The organism is Cupriavidus sp. FW305-26, assembly GCF_058787975.1.
This window is the reverse complement of the sequence record NZ_JBYTAH010000006.1, coordinates 47455-64574: the sequence shown is the minus strand read 5'-3', so window position 1 is coordinate 64574 and position 17120 is coordinate 47455. Positions and strand designations below refer to the sequence as shown.

Below are 17120 nucleotides of genomic sequence, written 5' to 3'. Positions count from 1 at the left end.
CCTGTCTGCCCCGCTTCACTAGATTCGATCCAGGGCCGCCGACGGTGCCGCGAAGTGCACGACAAAGCGCGGCGGCCCTAACCGTCCAAACCGCGGAGTCGAATCCATGAGTGTGCAAATACTGCATCGCCGGCAGTCCAACAATTCCGATTTGCCCCTACCGACGGCATCCCTGCCCGTGCAGCCAGCGCAAGCCGCGGCTGAAGCCGTCACTGCGGTCGTGGCCCGGGCCAGGCAGGCGCAGCGCGAGTTCGCGCGTGCCGACCAGGCCACCGTCGACACGGCAGTCGCCGCTGCCGCGTGGGCCATCATGGAGCCCGCGCGCAACCGCCAGTTGGCCGAGCGTGCCGTCGCCGACACCGGGCTGGGCAATGTCGACGACAAGATCCGCAAGAACCACCGCAAGACGCTGGGCCTGCTGCGCGACCTGCATGGCCGCAGGACGGTGGGCGTGATCGCGCAGGATGCGGCAGCCGGCATCACCGAGATCGCGCGGCCCGTGGGCGTGGTGGCGGCCATTACGCCTTCGACCAATCCTGCGGCCACGCCGGCCAACAAGATCATCAACGCGCTCAAGTGCGGCAACAGCGTGATCTTGGCGCCGTCGCCGAAGGGGCAGGACACCTGCGCGCTGCTGCTGTCGTTCATCCACGCCGAGTTTGCGCGCGCCGGCCTGCCCGCCGACCTGGTCCAGATGCTGCCCGCGCCGGTCTCGAAGACCGCGACGGCGGAGCTCATGCGGCAGGCCGACCTGGTGGTCGCGACCGGCTCGCAGGCCAACGTGCGCATGGCCTACACCTGCGGCACGCCGGCCTTCGGCGTGGGCGCCGGCAATGTGGCATCGATCATCGACGCCAGCGCCACGCTGGATGACGCGGCAGCCAAGGTGGCGCGCTCCAAGACCTTCGACAATGCCACCAGTTGCTCTTCGGAGAACAGCCTGGTCGTAGTCGACGCGGTCTACACGCCCATGCTCGACGCCTTGGCGGCGGTCGGCGGCGTGCTGCTCACGGCTTCGGAGAAAGCGCGGCTGCAGGCGCTGATGTGGCGCGACGCCAAGCTCGCCGGCAGCTTCACGGGACAGAGCGCGACCCGCATTGCCGAGCTCGCCGGGCTGGAACGCGTGCGCGCGCTGCAGCCCGCGATGCTGCTGGTGGAGGAAACCGGTGTCGGCAGCGACTACCCCTTCTCCGGCGAGAAGCTCTCGCCCGTGCTGACGCTCTACCGCGCGACCGACTTCGCGGCGGCGGTCGAGCGCGTGGCGAGCCTGTACGCCTATATGGGCGCCGGGCATTCGGTCAGCCTGCATTCGTCCAACCCGCGCCATGCGCTGCAGCTTGGACAAGAGCTGCCGGTGGCGCGCGTGATCGTGAACCAGGCGCACTGCTTCGCCACCGGCGGGAATTTCGACAACGGCCTGCCGTTCTCGTTGTCGATGGGCTGCGGCACCTGGGGCGGCAACAACTTCTCGGACAACCTCGGCTGGCGCCAATACCTGAATATCACCCGCATCGCCGTGCCCATCGCCGAGCACGTGCCCGATGAAGCGGACCTGCTGGGCGACTACTTCGCGAGGGTCGGCAAATGAACGCGCGCACGGAACCCGAAGTGTTCGACACGCTTGCCGCGCTGATTGCCGTGCGCGCCGCGCAGTGGCCCGACAAGCCCTACCTGTTGTCCCCGGACAGCGGCCATGCGCTCACTTTCGGCGCGCTGGCGACGGACGCCGGCACGCTCGGCCGCAGCTATGCGGCAGCCGGCCTGGGCAGCGGCCAGACGGTGTCGGTGTACCTGCCCAACGGCGAGCAGACCGCGCGGCTCCTGCTCGGCACCATGGCCTGCGGGCTGGTGGTCAATCCGATCAACCTGCTGTGCCAGCCGGCGCAGCTGCGCTACATCCTGGCGCACTCGGATACGCGGCTGGTCTTCACCTGGCCCGACGGAGAAGCCGCCATCCGCGAGGCCCTGCGCGAGGCCGGACTGGACGTGCCGGTGCTCGTCACCGCGCCCGATGCCAACAGCCTGCCGGCACTGCCTGCCACGCATGATGCTGCGTCGCCACTGCCCCCACCGCAGCCTGACGCGCCCGCGCTGCTCATGTACACGTCCGGCACCACCGGCACGCCCAAAGGCGTGCTGCTGACGCAGCGCAACCTGGTGGCCAACGGCACCAACGTCAGCCGCGAGCACTGCCTCGGGCCGGCCGACCGGGTGCTGGCAACGCTGCCGCTGTATCACATCAACGGCCTGGTCGTGACCGCGATCGCGCCGCTGGTGCACGGCGGCTCGGTGGTGATGCCGATGCGCTTTTCCGCCAGCGCGTTCTGGCAGGACAGCGCGCGCCACGGATGCACCTGGCTGAACGTGGTGCCGACCATCATCGCCTACCTGCTGAACGATCCGCACGGCCAGGCCCCGGCCGGCGTGCGCTTCTGCCGCTCGGCCTCGGCCGCGCTGCCGCCCGAGCATCACCGCGCCTTCGAGGCGCGCTTCGGCATCGGCGTGATCGAGACCATGGGCATGACCGAGACTGCCGCACCGGCGTTCAGCAATCCGCTCGACCCGGGCCAGCGGCGCATCGGCAGCATCGGCAGGCCATCTGGCACGCGCGCACGCGTGCTCGGGCGCGACGGCAAGCCGGCTCCTGACGGACAGGTCGGCGAGATCGTGCTGCAGGGCGAGAGCGTGATGGCGGGCTACTACAAGGCGCCGGACATCACGCGCGAGGCCTTTACGCACGATGGCTGGCTGCGCACGGGCGATCTCGGCTACCGCGACGCCGATGGCTATTTCTACATCAGCGGGCGCGCCAAGGAACTGATCATCAAGGGCGGCGAGAACATCGCCCCGCGCGAGATCGACGAGGCGCTGCTGCGCCATCCGGGCGTGCTCGAAGCCGCGGCGGTAGGCGTGCCGGACCCGGCCTACGGGCAGGAGATCGTTGCCTACGTGGTCATGCGCGAGGCCGCGCGCTGCGATGACGCGGCGCTGCGCGCGCATTGCCTGCGCGAGCTGGGCCGCTACAAGACGCCGAAGGAGTTCCGCTTTATCGCCGAGCTGCCGCGCGGCCCGTCCGGCAAGGTGCAGCGGCTGAAGCTGCTCGACCACGCCTGAACCTTCCCCCTTCCACAACCCTCGCCAAGGAGCCTGCCCGACCGGAATCCACCAGACCAGGAGACACGACTCAAGACTGCAGACAGATTGCTCAAGGACGGGGCAGCGCGGCCGGCGCCGCGCCCCCGGCGCGCCGCAAGCGCATGGCTACGGACCGTGTGCCGGCCGCCGCCCCGTCAACACCACGCGCGCGCCGCGCATAGGAGGTGGTTATGAAGCAACGTATCAAGACCCGGCACATGATCCTGGGCGTCATGTGCCTGATGTATTTCATCGCCTATATCGACCGCGTCAACATTTCGGTCGCCGCCCCCCTGATCCGCGAGGAAATGGGACTGACCACATCGCAGCTGGGGCTGGTGTTCTCGGCCTTTGCCTACCCCTATGCCGCCATGCAGATTCTCGGCGGCTGGATGGCTGACAAGTTCGGGCCCAAGAAGGTGCTGATTGTCCTCTCGCTGATCTGGGGCGTGGCCACCGTGCTGACCGGCTTCGCGGGCAGCGTGCTGATGCTGGTGGTGCTGCGCTTCGTGCTGGGCATCGGCGAAGGCGGTGCGTTCCCGACCGCGACGCGCGCCTTCACCTACTGGATGCCAGTGGCGGAGCGCGGCTTCGCGCAGGGCATCACCCACAGCTTCGCGCGGCTGGGCGGTGCGATCACGCCGCCGGTCGTGCTGGTCATCGTGGCCGCCGCCGGCTGGCGCGAAGCCTTTATCGTGCTGGGCGCGGTCAGCCTCGGCTGGACCTTGCTGTACGCCTTCTTTTTCAAGGATTCGCCCGACAAGCACAGCCGCGTGACCGCGCAGGAGCTGCAGGAGATCGGCTACCGGCACGGCGACAGCCGGCAGGCCGCCAAGGCGGCCACGCCGTGGCGGCGCCTGTTCCGGCGCATGTGGCTGGTGACCTTCGTCGACTTCTGCTACGGCTGGTCGCTGTGGGTCTACCTGACGTGGCTGCCCTCGTACCTGAAGGAGGCGCGCGGCTTCGACCTGAAGCAGCTGGCGCTGTTCACCGCGCTGCCGCTGATGGCCGGCGTGGTCGGCGATACGCTCGGCGGCGTGCTGTCGGACCGCATCTACAAGCGCACCGGCAACCTGCGCCTGGCGCGCGGCGCGGTCCTGTTCGTGGGGCTGGCCGGCTCGCTGATGTTCATCGCGCCGATGACCTTCACGGCCGATGCCGTCAACGCGGTGATCCTGCTGTCGCTGTCGTTCTTCTTCCTGGAGCTGACCAACGCGGTGCTGTGGAGCCTGCCGCTGGACATCGCCGGCAAGTACGCCGGCACCGCGGGCGGCATGATGAACACCGGCTTCGGCGTGGCCGGCATGGTGTCGCCGGTGGTGTTCGGCTACCTGATCGAGCGCACCGGCAGCTATGACCTGCCGTTCATGATCTCGGGGGCGCTGCTCGGGGTTGGCGCGCTGGCCTCGCTGTTCATCAATCCGCTGCTGACGGTGGACAGCCCCGACGAAAAGGCTGGCGAGGTCCGCCACGCCCTGCCCTGAGCCGCCCGGGTCGCGGCATGGCGCGCGCAGCGAAGCCGGACTCGTTCAGTCGATCGCGTCCAGCTTCGCCACCGACAGCGCCAGCCACTTGGCGCCGTTGCGCTTGAAGTTGATATTGGCGCGTGCGTCGGTGCCCTCGCCTTCCAGCGCGGTGATCACACCTTCGCCAAACTTGTTGTGGAACACCGACTGCCCCACCCGGAAGCCGGTGCCGGCCTCGCGCTTGGCATCGGCATAGCCGTTGCCGTTGTCCATGCCGCCGGTGGGGCGCGTGCCGGTATAGGGCACGTCCTCGGGCTTGCGGAACCAGTCGCGGCCCCAGGCGCTGTCGCGCTCCTGGCGGCGCACGCCGCCGTAGCCCTGCGCCGGCGGCGTCAGCCACTTGAGCGAGGCCTCGGGCAGTTCCTCGAAGAAGCGCGAGCGCACGTGGTAGCGGGTCTGGCCGTGCAGCATGCGGCTTTGCGCGAACGACATGTAGAGCCGCTTGCGCGCACGCGTGATCGCCACGTACATCAGGCGGCGCTCTTCCTCCACGCCGTCCGGGTCCATCATGCTGTTCTCGTGCGGGAACAGGCCCTCTTCCATCCCGGTGATGAAGACCACGTCGAATTCCAGCCCCTTGGCCGCATGCACGGTCATCATCTGCACCGCGTCCTGGCCGGCCTGGGCCTGGTTGTCGCCGGCTTCCAGCGAGGCATGGGTCAGGAACGCGACCAGCGGCGTCATCACCACCGGCAGCGCTTCCGGATCCAGCACCTGCTGGGCCTGGTCGCCGTCGGCCAGTGCCGGGGCGGCGGGGCTGCGGTCAACCGGGATCACCGCGGCCAGCGCTTCCAGGCCGTAGCCTTCCTCGACCACGAAGGCCTGCGCGGCGGTCACCAGTTCCTGCAAGTTCTCGATGCGGTCCTGGCCTTCCTTCTCGCCCTGGTAGTGGGTGATCAGGCCGCTGTGGTTGATCACGTACTCGACGGTCTCGGCCAGCGTCATGCGGCGCGTGTCCTCGCGCATCTTCTCGATCAGGCGTGTAAACGCCGCCAGCTTGCTGCCGGCCGCGCCGGGCACGTAGGCCACCGCCTCGGCCAGCGCGCAGTCATACTGGCGCGCCATGTCCTGCAGCACTTCCAGCGAGCGCGCGCCGATGCCGCGCGCCGGGAAGTTGACCACGCGGCCAAAGGCTGCATCGTTGCGCGGGTTCTCCAGCAGCTGCATATAGGCCAGCGCGTGCTTGATTTCGGCGCGCTCGAAGAAGCGCAGGCCGCCATAGACGCGATACGCGATGCCGGCCGAGAACAGCGCATGCTCGATCACGCGCGACTGCGCGTTGCTGCGGTACAGGATGGCAATCTCGGCGCGGCTGGCGCCCTGCGCGATCTGGTCGCGGATCTCCTCGATGATCCAGGCGGCTTCCTGGCCGTCGGAGCCGCCCTGGAACACTCGCACCGGCTCGCCGTGGCCGGCGTCGGTGCGCAGGTTCTTGCCCAGGCGGCGCGCGTTGTGCGAGATCAGGTGGTTGGCCGAATCCAGGATATGCCCGTGCGAGCGGTAGTTCTGCTCCAGCTTGATCAGCCGGCGCACGCGGAACTCGTGCTCGAAGTCGCGCATATTGCCGACGTTGGCGCCGCGGAACGCATAGATGCTCTGGTCGTCGTCGCCCACGGCAAAGACCGCGGCCGGGTTCTGCGTGCCGTAGCCGGCCAGCAGCTTGAGCCACTGGTACTGCAGCACGTTGGTGTCCTGGAACTCGTCGACCAGCACGTGGCGGAAGCGGTGCTGGTAGTGCTGGCGGATGGCGTCGTTGTAGCGCAGCAGCTCGTAGCAGCGCAGCAGCAGCTCGGCGAAGTCGACCACGCCTTCGCGCTGGCACTGCAGGTCGTAGGCGGCGTAGAGGTCGACAAAGCGCTTGTTGAAGTCGTCGTTGGCCTCGACGTCGGCCGGGCGCAGGCCCTGCTCCTTGGCGTTGTTGATGAAGTACTGCAGGTTCTTGGCCGGGTACTTCTCATCGTCGACGTTGAGCGACTTGAGCAGCCGCTTGAGCGCCGAGAGCTGGTCCTGGCTGTCCAGGATGGCAAAGGTCTGGGGCAGCCCGGCGTCGCGGAAATGCGCGCGCAGCATGCGGTTGCACAGGCCGTGGAAGGTGCCGATCCACATGCCGCGGGTGTTGATCGGCAGCATCGACGACAGCCGCGTCTGCATTTCCTTGGCGGCCTTGTTGGTAAAGGTCACCGCCAGGATGCCCGCCGGCGAGACCCGGCCGTTCTGGATCAGCCAGGCGATGCGCGTGGTCAGCACGCGGGTCTTGCCGCTGCCCGCGCCCGCCAGGATCAGCGCCGGTTCGTCAGGCAGGGTGACGGCGGCTAGTTGTTCGGCGTTCAGGTTGGCAAGCAGGTCGGACATCGGATCAGCCTTGTGGATTGACGGCAATTATACCGGCGGGCCCTGTCCTGCAAGTCACATCCGGCGGGGCCGGATGGCCGGGAAATAGGCACCAGCCTGCCACCCCCGTATAATTTAACGTTTTACTGGCGCAATGCCGGCCGCCGACGGCCGCCGCCTCGCCAGGCGCAGGCCGAAGCACCCTGCGACGACCCCCGACGCCAATATCGACATCCCAGCATGACCGCCCAAGACCAGTCCCTCGCCAAAAGCTTCGAACCCACCGCCATCGAGGCGAAATGGGGCCCCGAGTGGGAGAAGCGCGGCATTGCCAAGCCGACCTTCGACCCTGCCCGCCCGGACTTTGCGATCCAGCTGCCGCCGCCCAATGTGACCGGCACGCTGCATATGGGCCACGCTTTCAACCAGACCATCATGGACGGCCTGGCGCGCCATGCGCGCATGAGCGGCGCCAATACGCTGTGGGTGCCGGGCACCGACCACGCCGGCATCGCCACCCAGATCGTGGTGGAGCGCCAGCTCGAGTCGCAGGGCGTGTCGCGCCATGACCTGGGCCGCGAGAAGTTCACCGAGAAGGTGTGGGCCTGGAAGGAAGAGTCGGGCTCGACCATCACCCGCCAGGTGCGGCGCATGGGCGCTTCGATCGACTGGAGCCGCGAGTACTTCACGATGTCGCCCGAGATGTCGAAGGCGGTCACCGAAGCTTTCGTGCGCCTGCACGAACAGGGCCTGATCTACCGCGGCAAGCGCCTGGTCAACTGGGACCCGGTGCTGGGCACCGCGGTGTCGGACCTGGAAGTCGACAGCGTCGAGGAAGAAGGCTCGCTGTGGCATATCCACTATCCGCTGGTCGAGGCTGATGCCAAGGGCGGCCTGACCCACCTGACCGTGGCCACCACCCGCCCCGAAACCATGCTGGGCGACGTGGCCGTGATGGTCCACCCGGAAGACGAGCGCTATGCGCATCTGATCGGCAAGTTCGTGCAGCTGCCGCTGACCGAGCGCCAGATCCCGGTGATTGCCGACGAGTACGTCGACCGCGAGTTCGGCACCGGCGTGGTCAAGGTGACCCCCGGCCATGACTTCAACGACTATGCCGTGGGCCAGCGCCACAACCTGCCGCAGCTGTCGATCCTGACGCTGGACGCGAAGATCGTTGCCGACGCCCCCGCCGCCTACGCCGGCCTGGACCGCTTCGACGCGCGCCGCGCCATCGTCGAGGACCTGGACAAGCGCGGCCTGCTGGCCGAGGTCAAGAAGCACAAGCTGATGACCCCGCGCAGCGAGCGCACCGGCAGCGCGATCGAGCCGATGCTGACCGACCAGTGGTTCGTCGCCATGAGCAAGCCGGCGCCGGAAGGCACCTTCTACCCGGGCCGCTCGATCGCCGAGGTGGCGCTGGAAGCCGTGCAGAGCGGCGAGATCAAGCTGGTGCCGGAAAACTGGATCAGCACCTACAACCAGTGGCTGGGCAATATCCAGGACTGGTGCATCTCGCGCCAGCTGTGGTGGGGCCACCAGATCCCGGCGTGGTATGACGATGCCGGCAACTGCTTTGTCGGCCGCACCGAAGAAGAAGCGCTGGCAAAGGCAAAGGCCGCCGGCAGCACCGGCAGCCTGCGCCGCGAGGAAGACGTGCTCGACACCTGGTTCTCGTCGGCGCTGGTGCCCTTCTCCTCGCTGGGCTGGCCGGGAGAAACGCCCGAGATGCATCACTTCCTGCCGTCGTCGGTGCTGGTGACCGGCTACGACATCATCTTCTTCTGGGTGGCGCGCATGGTCATGATGACCAAGCACTTCATCGGCAAGGTGCCCTTCCATACCGTCTACGTGCACGGCCTGGTGCGCGATTCGGAAGGCAAGAAGATGAGCAAGTCCGAGGGCAACACGCTGGACCCGGTGGACCTGATCGACGGCATCGACCTCGACACGCTGCTGCAGAAGCGCACCACCGGCCTGCGCCGCCCCAAGGACGCGCCCAAGATCGAGAAGAAGACGAAAAAGGAATTCCCCGAGGGCATTCCCGCATTCGGCGCCGACGCGCTGCGCTTCACCTTCGCGTCGCTGGCCACGCTGGGCCGCAACGTCAACTTCGATACCGGCCGCTGCGAGGGCTACCGCAACTTCTGCAACAAGCTGTGGAACGCGACCCGCTTCGTGCTGATGAACACCGAAGGCCATGACTGCGGCATGGGCCCGTGCAACAACGACTGCGGCCCGGACGGCTACCTGGATTTCTCGCAGGCCGACCGCTGGATCGTGTCGCTGCTGCAGCGCGTGGAAGCCGAGGTCGAGAAGGGCTTTGCCGAATACCGCTTCGACAATATCGCCAACGCCATCTACAAGTTCGTCTGGGACGAATACTGCGACTGGTACCTGGAACTGGCCAAGGTGCAGATCCAGAACGGCACCGAGGCCCAGCAGCGCGCCACGCGGCGCACGCTGCTGCGCGTGCTCGAGACCGTGCTGCGCCTGGCGCATCCGATCATCCCCTTCATCACCGAAGAGCTGTGGCAGAAGGTGGCCCCGCTGGCCGGCCGCGCCAAGGGTGACGGCTCCGAGACCATCGCGCTGCAGCCCTACCCGCTGCCTGCGGTCGCCAAGATCGACGAGCAAGCCGAGCAATGGGTTGCGCGCCTGAAGGAAGTGATCGATGCCTGCCGCAACCTGCGCGGCGAGATGAACATCTCGCCGGCCCAGCGCATCCCGCTCTATGCTGAGGGTGACAGCACCTTCCTGAAGGCGGCGAGCGCACATATCCAGGCACTGGCGAAACTTTCCGAGGTACGCGTCTTCGAAGATGAAGCTGCCCTGCAGGCTGAAGGCGCCGGCGCGCCGGTCGCCATTGCCGGGGGCAACCACCTGCTGCTGAAGATCGAGATCGATGTCGGCGCCGAGCGCGCGCGCCTGTCGAAGGAAGTCGAGCGCATCGGTGGCGAAATCGGCAAGTGCCGCGCCAAGCTCTCCAACGAGAGCTTTGTCGCCAAGGCACCGCCTGCCGTGGTGGCGCAAGAGACGCAGCGCCTGGCCGATTTCGAGCAGACGCTGGCCAAGCTGCAGGGCCAGCTGCAGCGGCTGCCGGCCTGACGGCACGGCGGCCGCATTCACGCCCCTGCCTGCCGGGGGTTCTGTCCGGCTTCGTCGGACAGAACCGGACAGACGACGCCCGCAATGGCTGGCAGGGTTATGGACTGGAATCTGAGAGGTACACCTGATATGGAAAATCGCGTCACCAAGGCTGTGTTCCCGGTTGCGGGCCTGGGCACTCGCTTCCTGCCGGCCACCAAGGCCAGCCCCAAGGAAATGCTTCCGGTGGTGGACAAGCCGCTGATCCAGTACGCCGTGGAAGAAGCCATGGCCGCCGGCATTACCGAGATGATCTTTGTCACCGGCCGCTCCAAGCGCGCCATCGAGGACCATTTCGACAAGGCCTTCGAGCTGGAAGTGGAGCTTGAGGCCAAGAACAAGCAGGCGCTGCTGGACGTGGTGCGCTCGATCAAGCCCGCCAACGTGGAATGCTTCTACGTGCGCCAGCCCGAAGCGCTGGGCCTGGGGCATGCGGTGCTGTGCGCGGCCAAGCTGGTCGGCGACACGCCGTTCGCAGTGATGCTGGCCGATGACCTGATCGACGGCAACCCGCCGGTGATGAAGCAGATGGTGGATACCTTCAACCACTACAACTGCTCGGTGCTGGGGGTCGAGGAGATCACGCCGGAGCAAAGCCGCTCCTACGGCGTGATCGACGGCCGCGAATGGGATGCGGACGTGATCAAGGTCTCCGGCATCATCGAGAAGCCGGCGCCGGAAGACGCGCCGTCCAACCTGGGCGTGGTCGGCCGCTACATCCTGACCCCGCGCATCTTCGAACACCTGCGTGACCTGAAGCCGGGCGCCGGCGGCGAGCTGCAGCTGACCGACGCGATCCAGTCGCTGCTGGGCCAGGAGCAGGTGCTGGCCTACCGCTACCAGGGCCGCCGCTATGACTGCGGCAGCAAGCTGGGCTACCTGAAGGCAACCGTTGAATTTGCCTTGAAGCACCCGGAAGTCGGGACTGAATTCAGCGCCTACCTGGAATCGCGCGAGCACCTGACCAGCATCGGCAGCTGATCGCGCCCTGCCCTGCGGACAGGAAAGGAAGTTCCTGGACGTCTGCAGCCGTGAGAGGCCGCAACCATTCCGGCAAATGCCGGGAGGGTTGCGGCCTCTCCTTATTTGCGCTCAGGCGATGTAGGACACCGTCGGCAGCGCGAACGTTTCGCGCACCAGCCCGGCCCGCTGCGTGACCTTCGCGCACGACAGCTCCAGGTGTTCCCGCAACAGCTCAGCGGCCTTGCGCGGCGCGCCTGCGGCGGCGGCCTGCAGCACGGCCATGTGCTCGGAGAGGAAGGGATCTTCCTGCGGCATCGGCGCCGACGCTCCCAGTACATGCTTGCTCAGGGTCAGGATGCAGCGCGTGCGCTGCAGGCTGCCCAGCAGCTCCTTGTTCGGGCACAGCGACAGCAGGCGCACGTGCAGGTCATGCTCCAGCTTGTCCATGGCGGTGCGCGACACCTTCGGGTAGACACGCTGCACCTTGTGCAGGTCTTCCATCATGGCAGCCAGCTCGGCCGCGTCCGCATGGACGATGGCGCCGCGCAGCGCGGCCGGCTCCACCAGTGAGCGCAGCTCGTAGAGATCGTGGATGCGCTGCGCATCCAGCGGGATGATGACCCAGCGCTGGCGCTCGTCCTTCTCCAGGATGCCCAGGCTTTCCAGGCGCAGCAGCACATCGCGCACCACGGTGCGCCCCACGTTGAAATAGCGCGCCAGCTCGACTTCGTTGACACGGTAGCGCCCGAACACCGACAGGTGGACCAGGTTGCGCTCCACCTCGTCGTAGATGACCTCCCAGCCCAGCGTCTTGCGTGCCACGTCCGGCGCGCTGTCCACGCCCAGCATGGCCGCGTCCAGCGGCACGCGCCTGGGCTCGGTGCCGGCCGGGCCGGCGACATAGCCGCGCCCGTCGAAGCGGCTGACCAGGCCTTCGGCCTCCAGCTCGCGCAAGGCCTGCCGCACCGGCGACCGGGTGGCGCGCAGAATCTCCGCGACCGGCCCTTCCAGCAGCACGGTGCCCTGCTCCAGCGTCCCGTCCAGCATCGCCTTGCGCAGCACCTGGTGGATCAACGCGTAGATCGGCGCATGGCGGCTGGCTTCCTCCGCTTCCAGGCTGGCAGCAAGGGGGGCGACGCGATTTCGGTCTCGTGTCGTCATCGATGGGCTCGGCACTTTGTCTCCAGAACGTGGCGGTCGGTCAGTGTAGCCATGGCGGCACGCCAGGGCATCTCATCGCATTCCATCATACACGGGTATCCACGGATATTGACCATTGCCGGCAATGGTCATATATTTCATCCCACCACGGCGCGTGTCGCACGCCGCAAGCACGACAACGAAGCCACAACAAGAGACAGGGCGCGCGCCGGCCGCGGCGGCGCCACGAGAAGGAGGAACCCGCGCCGATGGACTACCAGTTTGATTTCAGTTTCCTGTCCACGGGCTGGCGGGACTTGCTCGACGGCGTGTGGCTGACCTTGCGCATGTCGGTCGCCACCATCGTGTTCGGCTTCGTGCTGGGCACGGCGCTGGCCGTGGTGCGCACGCAAGGCCCCGCGTGGGCGCGCCGCTGCGTCACGGTGTATGTGGACGTGATTCGCAATACGCCGCTGGTGATCCAGGCCTTCTGGCTCTTCTTCGGGCTGGCGGCGGTGCAGGTGCGGGTGCCGGCCATGGCGGCGGCAGTGGTGGCGCTGGTCGTGAACGTGTCGGCCTATACCACCGAAATCGTGCGCGCCGGCATCGAGTCGGTGCCGCGCGGCCAGCTCGAGGCCGCTTCCTGCCTGGGGCTGTCGCGCTGGCAGATGCTGCGCCTGGTGGTGTTGCCGCAAGCGGTGGAGCGCATGTATCCGGCGCTGATCAGCCAGTTCGTGCTGATGATGCTGGCCACTTCGATCATGTCGCAGATCTCGGCCGAGGAACTCACAGCGGTGGGCTACCGCATCCAGTCGGAGACCTTCCGCGGCTTCGAGATCTACCTGGTGATCGCGCTCGTCTACCTGCTGCTGTCCTGGCTGCTGCGCCTGTCGATGGCAGGCATCGGCGCCCTGGCCTTTACGCGCCGCCGGCGCCTGCAAACCCCTCTCTGAACCGGAGCGCGCCTCATGCACGGAATTTCTTTCGATCAAGTGTTGTTCATCCTGCGCGGCGCAGGCTGGACCTTGCTGCTGGCAGGCATGGGCTTTGCCGGCGGCGCGCTGGTGGGCGTACCGCTGGCGCTGGCGCGCAGCCGCGGCGGGCGCGTGCTGCGCACGCTCACGGGCGCCTACGTGCAGCTGGTACAGGGCGTGCCGCTGCCGGTGATCATGTTCGTGGTGTATTTCGGCATCAGCGTGGGCGGCTTCGAGCTGCCGGCGCTGGTCGCCGCGGGGATCGCGATGACGGCGTATTCCAGCGCCTACCTCGGCGAGATCTGGAAGGGCTGCATCCAGGCCGTGCCGCGCACGCAGTGGGAGGCCGCCGAATGCCTGGCGCTCACGCCGCTGCAGCGGGCGGTGTACGTGATCCTGCCGCAGGCCGCCCGCATTGCCATTGCGCCCACGGTGAGCTTCCTGGTGCAGATCGTGAAGAACTCGTCGTACGCGGTGGTGATCGGCTTCTTCGACCTGACCTATTCGGCGCGGGTGGTCAACAACTCCACCTTCAAGCCCTTTCTGGTGTTCACCATCGCCGCGGCGCTGTATTTCGCCATCTGCTATCCGCTCTCATCGCTCTCGTACCGCCTGGAGCGCCGCTTCAACAAGGCACGCGCCTGAGCCTGACAGCGCCAAAACCCGACAACAAAGGAACGTCATGGAGACAAGCGTGGACGAAGTGGTCCGCTTCGACAAGGTAAGCAAGTCCTTCGGACAAGTGGAAATCCTCAAGGGCGTGAGCTTCTCGGTGCGCCGCGGCGAGGTGGTGGCCCTGATCGGCCGCAGCGGCTCGGGCAAGAGCACGGCCCTGCGCTGCATCAACGGGCTGGAGCGCGTGAGCGGCGGGGCCCTGCATGTGTGCGGCCATGCCATGCACGAAGACGCCGTTGACCTGGGCGCGCTGCGCAAGGAAGTCGGCATCGTGTTCCAGAGCTACAACCTGTTCCCGCACCTGACCGTGGCCGAGAACGTCATGCTGGCACCGCGCAAGGTCAAGGGCATGGGGCGCAAGGAAGCGGGCGAACTGGCCCGCCACGTGCTGCGGCAAGTCGGCATGGAAGAGCGCGCCGACTACTACCCGGAACAGCTCTCCGGCGGCCAGCAGCAGCGCGTCGCCATCGCGCGCTCGCTGGCCATGCAGCCGCGCCTGATGCTGTTCGACGAAGTCACTTCCGCGCTCGATCCCGAGCTTACCGGCGAGGTGCTGCGGGTCATTGAAAAACTGGCCGAAGACGGCATGACCATGGTGCTGGTCACGCACGAGATGTCGTTCGCGCGCTCGGTGGCGGACCAGATCATGTTCATGCACCAGGGCATCGTCTGGGAATGCGGCAGTGGCAGGCTGCTTGACGAACCTGCCACGCCGGAACTGCGCCAGTTCGTCAGCAACGGCCTGTAAGCGCGGCAGCGCCCGCTCAGCAAGAACCCGTTTCGATATCCAACAATACGGAGACAACCTCATGAACTATCGCCGCTATCTCTTTGCCCCACTCGCCGCCCTGCTGCTGGCCGGCACCTCCGCCGCCTCGGCCGACACGCTCGACACCATCAAGCAGCGCAAGAAGATCCTGGTGGCGGTCGATATCAGCGCGCCTCCCTACGGCATGCTGGATACACAAGCCAGGCAGAGCGGCTCCGACATCGAGACCGCGCGCCTGCTCGCCAAGGACCTGGGCGTCGACCTTGAGATCGTTCCGGTCACGGGCCCCAACCGCGTGCCCTTCCTCCTCACCCGCAAGGCGGACGTGGTGCTGGCCTCCTTTTCCGTGACGGACGCGCGCAAGAAGGTCATCGATTTCTCCGAGCCGTATGGCGTGATCCCCGTGGTGGTGGGCGGCCCGACCAAGGCCCAGGTCAAGTCCTTCGCCGACCTGTCGGGCAAGACCGTCGCGGTCACGCGCGGCACCACCAGCGACCAGGAACTGAGCCGGGGCGCCAAGGCCGTGGCAGCGGTGAATATCGTGCGCTACGAGGATGACGCGACCACCAATACCGCGGTCTCCACCGGCCAGCAGGACTACCTGGCCGCGGCCATCAGCGTGATTCCGGAGGTCAGGCGCAGCAATCCGTCGCGCGACCTGGAAATCAAGTTCGTGATGCAGACCTTTCCCTATGCGATCGGCCTGCGCAAGGGCGATACCGCCCTCAAGGACTGGCTGGACGGCTGGGTCAGGACCAACCTGAAGAACGGCAGGATCAACGACATCTACAAGCGCTATTTCGGCCTGTCGCTGCCGGCCGAGATGCTGAAATAAGGAACGAGGGAGCTCATCGCATGAACGCACCTGCCAACCCCGGCAAGGCAGCACAGCTGCACGCCGCCTTGCGCGTGATCCGGCTGCACCCGGAAGACGACGTCGTCATTGCCCGCGACCAGCTCGTGGCAGGCACCACGCTCGACGAAGAAGACGTGACTGTGCTCGGCCTGGTCCCGCCCGGCCACAAGGTGGCAACGCGCGCCATCGGCGCCGGCGAGGCGGTGCGCCGCTACGGGCAGATCATCGGCTTCGCCAGCCAGGACATCCGCCCCGGCCAGCACGTGCACACCCACAACCTGGCCATGGGCGACTTCACGCGCGACTATGCCTATGGCGCCGATGCGCGCGCGCCGGAGCCGGTGCCGGCGCCGGCCACCTTCGCGGGCATCGTGCGGGCCGATGGCCGCGTGGCCACGCGCAACTACATCGGCATCCTGACCTCGGTGAACTGCTCGGCCACGGTGGCGCGCGCCATTGCCGACCACTTCCGCCGCGACATCCATCCCGAGGCGCTGGCCGCCTATCCCAACGTCGACGGCGTGGTGGCGCTCACGCACGGCGTCGGTTGCGCGGTGGACCCGCAGGGGGAAGGGCTGGCGCTGCTGCAGCGCACGCTGGGCGGCTATGCCTGCCATCCCAACTTCGCCAGCGTGCTGGTGATCGGGCTGGGCTGCGAGACCAACCAGATTTCGGCGCTGCTTGCCACCCAGGGGCTGGCCCACGACGACCGCCTGCAGACCTTCACCATCCAGGACAGCGGCGGCACCACCAGGACCATCGCACGCGGCATTGCCATGATCCAGGAGATGCTGCCCGCCGCGAATGCCGTGCAGCGCCAGCCGGTGCCTGCCAGCCACCTGGTGGTGGGCCTGCAGTGCGGCGGCTCCGACGGCTACTCGGGCATCTCGGCGAACCCGGTGCTGGGCGCGGCGGTAGACCTGCTGGTGCGCCACGGCGGCACTGCCATCCTCTCCGAGACGCCCGAGATCTACGGCGCCGAGCACCTGCTCACGCGCCGCGCACAGACACCGGAAATCGGCCGCAAGCTGGTGGCGCGCATCCGCTGGTGGGAGGACTATTGCGCGCGCCACGGTGCCAGCATGGACAACAACCCGTCGGCAGGCAACAAGGCGGGCGGGCTGACCACCGTGCTGGAAAAATCCCTGGGCGGCATCGCCAAGGGCGGTTCGGCCAACCTGGCCGAGGTCTATGAGTACGCGCAGCCGGTGCGCGCGCGCGGCCTGGTGTTCATGGACACGCCGGGCTACGACCCCATCTCCGCGACCGGCCAGGTCGCGGGGGGTGCCAACCTGATCTGCTTCACCACGGGGCGCGGCTCGGCCTACGGCTGTGCGCCCTCGCCCTCGGTCAAGCTGGCGACCAATACCGCGCTGTGGCAACGCCAGTCCGATGACATGGACCTGAACTGCGGCGCCGTGCTGGACGGCAGCGCCACCATTGGCGGGCTCGGTGAGGAACTGTTCCGGCTGATGCTGGACACCGCCTCCGGCAAACGTTCACGCAGCGAGCTGCACGGCTACGGGCAGAACGAGTTCGTACCCTGGCAGCTGAGCGCGATCACCTGAAGCCCGCCGGCGCGCAGCCGGCGACGGGGGGGGGGG

General features: G+C 67.4%; 12 protein-coding genes. 10 read left to right on the top strand and 2 right to left on the bottom strand.

Going from position 1 to position 17120, the window contains the following annotated elements; genetic code table 11:
• Nucleotides 1-106 precede the first annotated feature (106 nt).
• From sauS to AC3WQZ_RS05950, 3 genes are all read left to right on the top strand, one after another.
• The gene (gene sauS / locus AC3WQZ_RS05960; RefSeq protein ID WP_058696659.1) at nucleotides 107-1588 is read left to right on the top strand and encodes an acylating sulfoacetaldehyde dehydrogenase; all 1482 of its coding nucleotides are present in this window, start codon (nucleotides 107-109) and stop codon (nucleotides 1586-1588) included.
• Nucleotides 1585-3114 carry an acyl--CoA ligase gene (locus tag AC3WQZ_RS05955; protein ID WP_010813657.1) on the top strand — a complete coding sequence of 510 codons (1530 nt, stop codon included), beginning with the start codon at nucleotides 1585-1587 and terminating at the stop codon, nucleotides 3112-3114. The genes sauS and AC3WQZ_RS05955 overlap by 4 nt, the downstream gene beginning before the upstream one ends.
• A gap of 212 nt (nucleotides 3115-3326) precedes the next feature.
• Nucleotides 3327-4619, top strand: a complete 1293-nt coding sequence (locus AC3WQZ_RS05950; RefSeq protein ID WP_010813658.1) for an MFS transporter — start codon at nucleotides 3327-3329, stop codon at nucleotides 4617-4619.
• 45 nt (nucleotides 4620-4664) lie between these two features.
• Here AC3WQZ_RS05950 and AC3WQZ_RS05945 read toward each other — a convergent pair whose 3' ends face one another.
• Complete coding sequence (locus AC3WQZ_RS05945; RefSeq protein ID WP_010813659.1) at nucleotides 4665-7013, bottom strand: UvrD-helicase domain-containing protein; 2349 nt, start codon at nucleotides 7011-7013, stop codon at nucleotides 4665-4667.
• Nucleotides 7014-7232: 219 nt separating this feature from the next.
• On the opposite strand from AC3WQZ_RS05945, the gene AC3WQZ_RS05940 reads away from it, so the two are divergent.
• Together AC3WQZ_RS05940 and galU are read left to right on the top strand one after the other, a co-directional pair.
• Nucleotides 7233-10100, top strand: a complete 2868-nt coding sequence (locus tag AC3WQZ_RS05940) for a valine--tRNA ligase (RefSeq protein WP_058696660.1) — start codon at nucleotides 7233-7235, stop codon at nucleotides 10098-10100.
• A gap of 129 nt (nucleotides 10101-10229) precedes the next feature.
• Nucleotides 10230-11120 carry a UTP--glucose-1-phosphate uridylyltransferase GalU gene (gene galU / locus AC3WQZ_RS05935; RefSeq protein WP_454751398.1) on the top strand — a complete coding sequence of 297 codons (891 nt, stop codon included), beginning with the start codon at nucleotides 10230-10232 and terminating at the stop codon, nucleotides 11118-11120.
• A gap of 111 nt (nucleotides 11121-11231) precedes the next feature.
• Here galU and AC3WQZ_RS05930 read toward each other — a convergent pair whose 3' ends face one another.
• Nucleotides 11232-12263 carry a GntR family transcriptional regulator gene (locus AC3WQZ_RS05930; protein WP_010813662.1) on the bottom strand — a complete coding sequence of 344 codons (1032 nt, stop codon included), beginning with the start codon at nucleotides 12261-12263 and terminating at the stop codon, nucleotides 11232-11234.
• A gap of 248 nt (nucleotides 12264-12511) precedes the next feature.
• Between AC3WQZ_RS05930 and AC3WQZ_RS05925 the strand changes: the two genes are divergently transcribed.
• The 5 genes from AC3WQZ_RS05925 to AC3WQZ_RS05905 all read left to right on the top strand — a co-directional run bounded on the left by AC3WQZ_RS05925 (nucleotide 12512) and on the right by AC3WQZ_RS05905 (nucleotide 17084).
• Nucleotides 12512-13195 carry an amino acid ABC transporter permease gene (locus tag AC3WQZ_RS05925; RefSeq protein WP_010813663.1) on the top strand — a complete coding sequence of 228 codons (684 nt, stop codon included), beginning with the start codon at nucleotides 12512-12514 and terminating at the stop codon, nucleotides 13193-13195.
• A gap of 15 nt (nucleotides 13196-13210) precedes the next feature.
• A complete protein-coding gene (locus AC3WQZ_RS05920) occupies nucleotides 13211-13861 on the top strand; it encodes an amino acid ABC transporter permease (protein WP_010813664.1) in 651 nt (216 codons plus the stop codon).
• Nucleotides 13862-13910: 49 nt separating this feature from the next.
• A complete protein-coding gene (locus tag AC3WQZ_RS05915) occupies nucleotides 13911-14639 on the top strand; it encodes an amino acid ABC transporter ATP-binding protein (protein WP_269446640.1) in 729 nt (242 codons plus the stop codon).
• Nucleotides 14640-14700: 61 nt separating this feature from the next.
• Nucleotides 14701-15495 carry a transporter substrate-binding domain-containing protein gene (locus tag AC3WQZ_RS05910; protein WP_011615816.1) on the top strand — a complete coding sequence of 265 codons (795 nt, stop codon included), beginning with the start codon at nucleotides 14701-14703 and terminating at the stop codon, nucleotides 15493-15495.
• Nucleotides 15496-15515: 20 nt separating this feature from the next.
• Entirely contained in the window at nucleotides 15516-17084 is a 1569-nt protein-coding gene (locus AC3WQZ_RS05905) for a UxaA family hydrolase (RefSeq protein ID WP_011615817.1), read from the top strand.
• The last annotated feature ends 36 nt before the right edge of the window (nucleotides 17085-17120 follow it).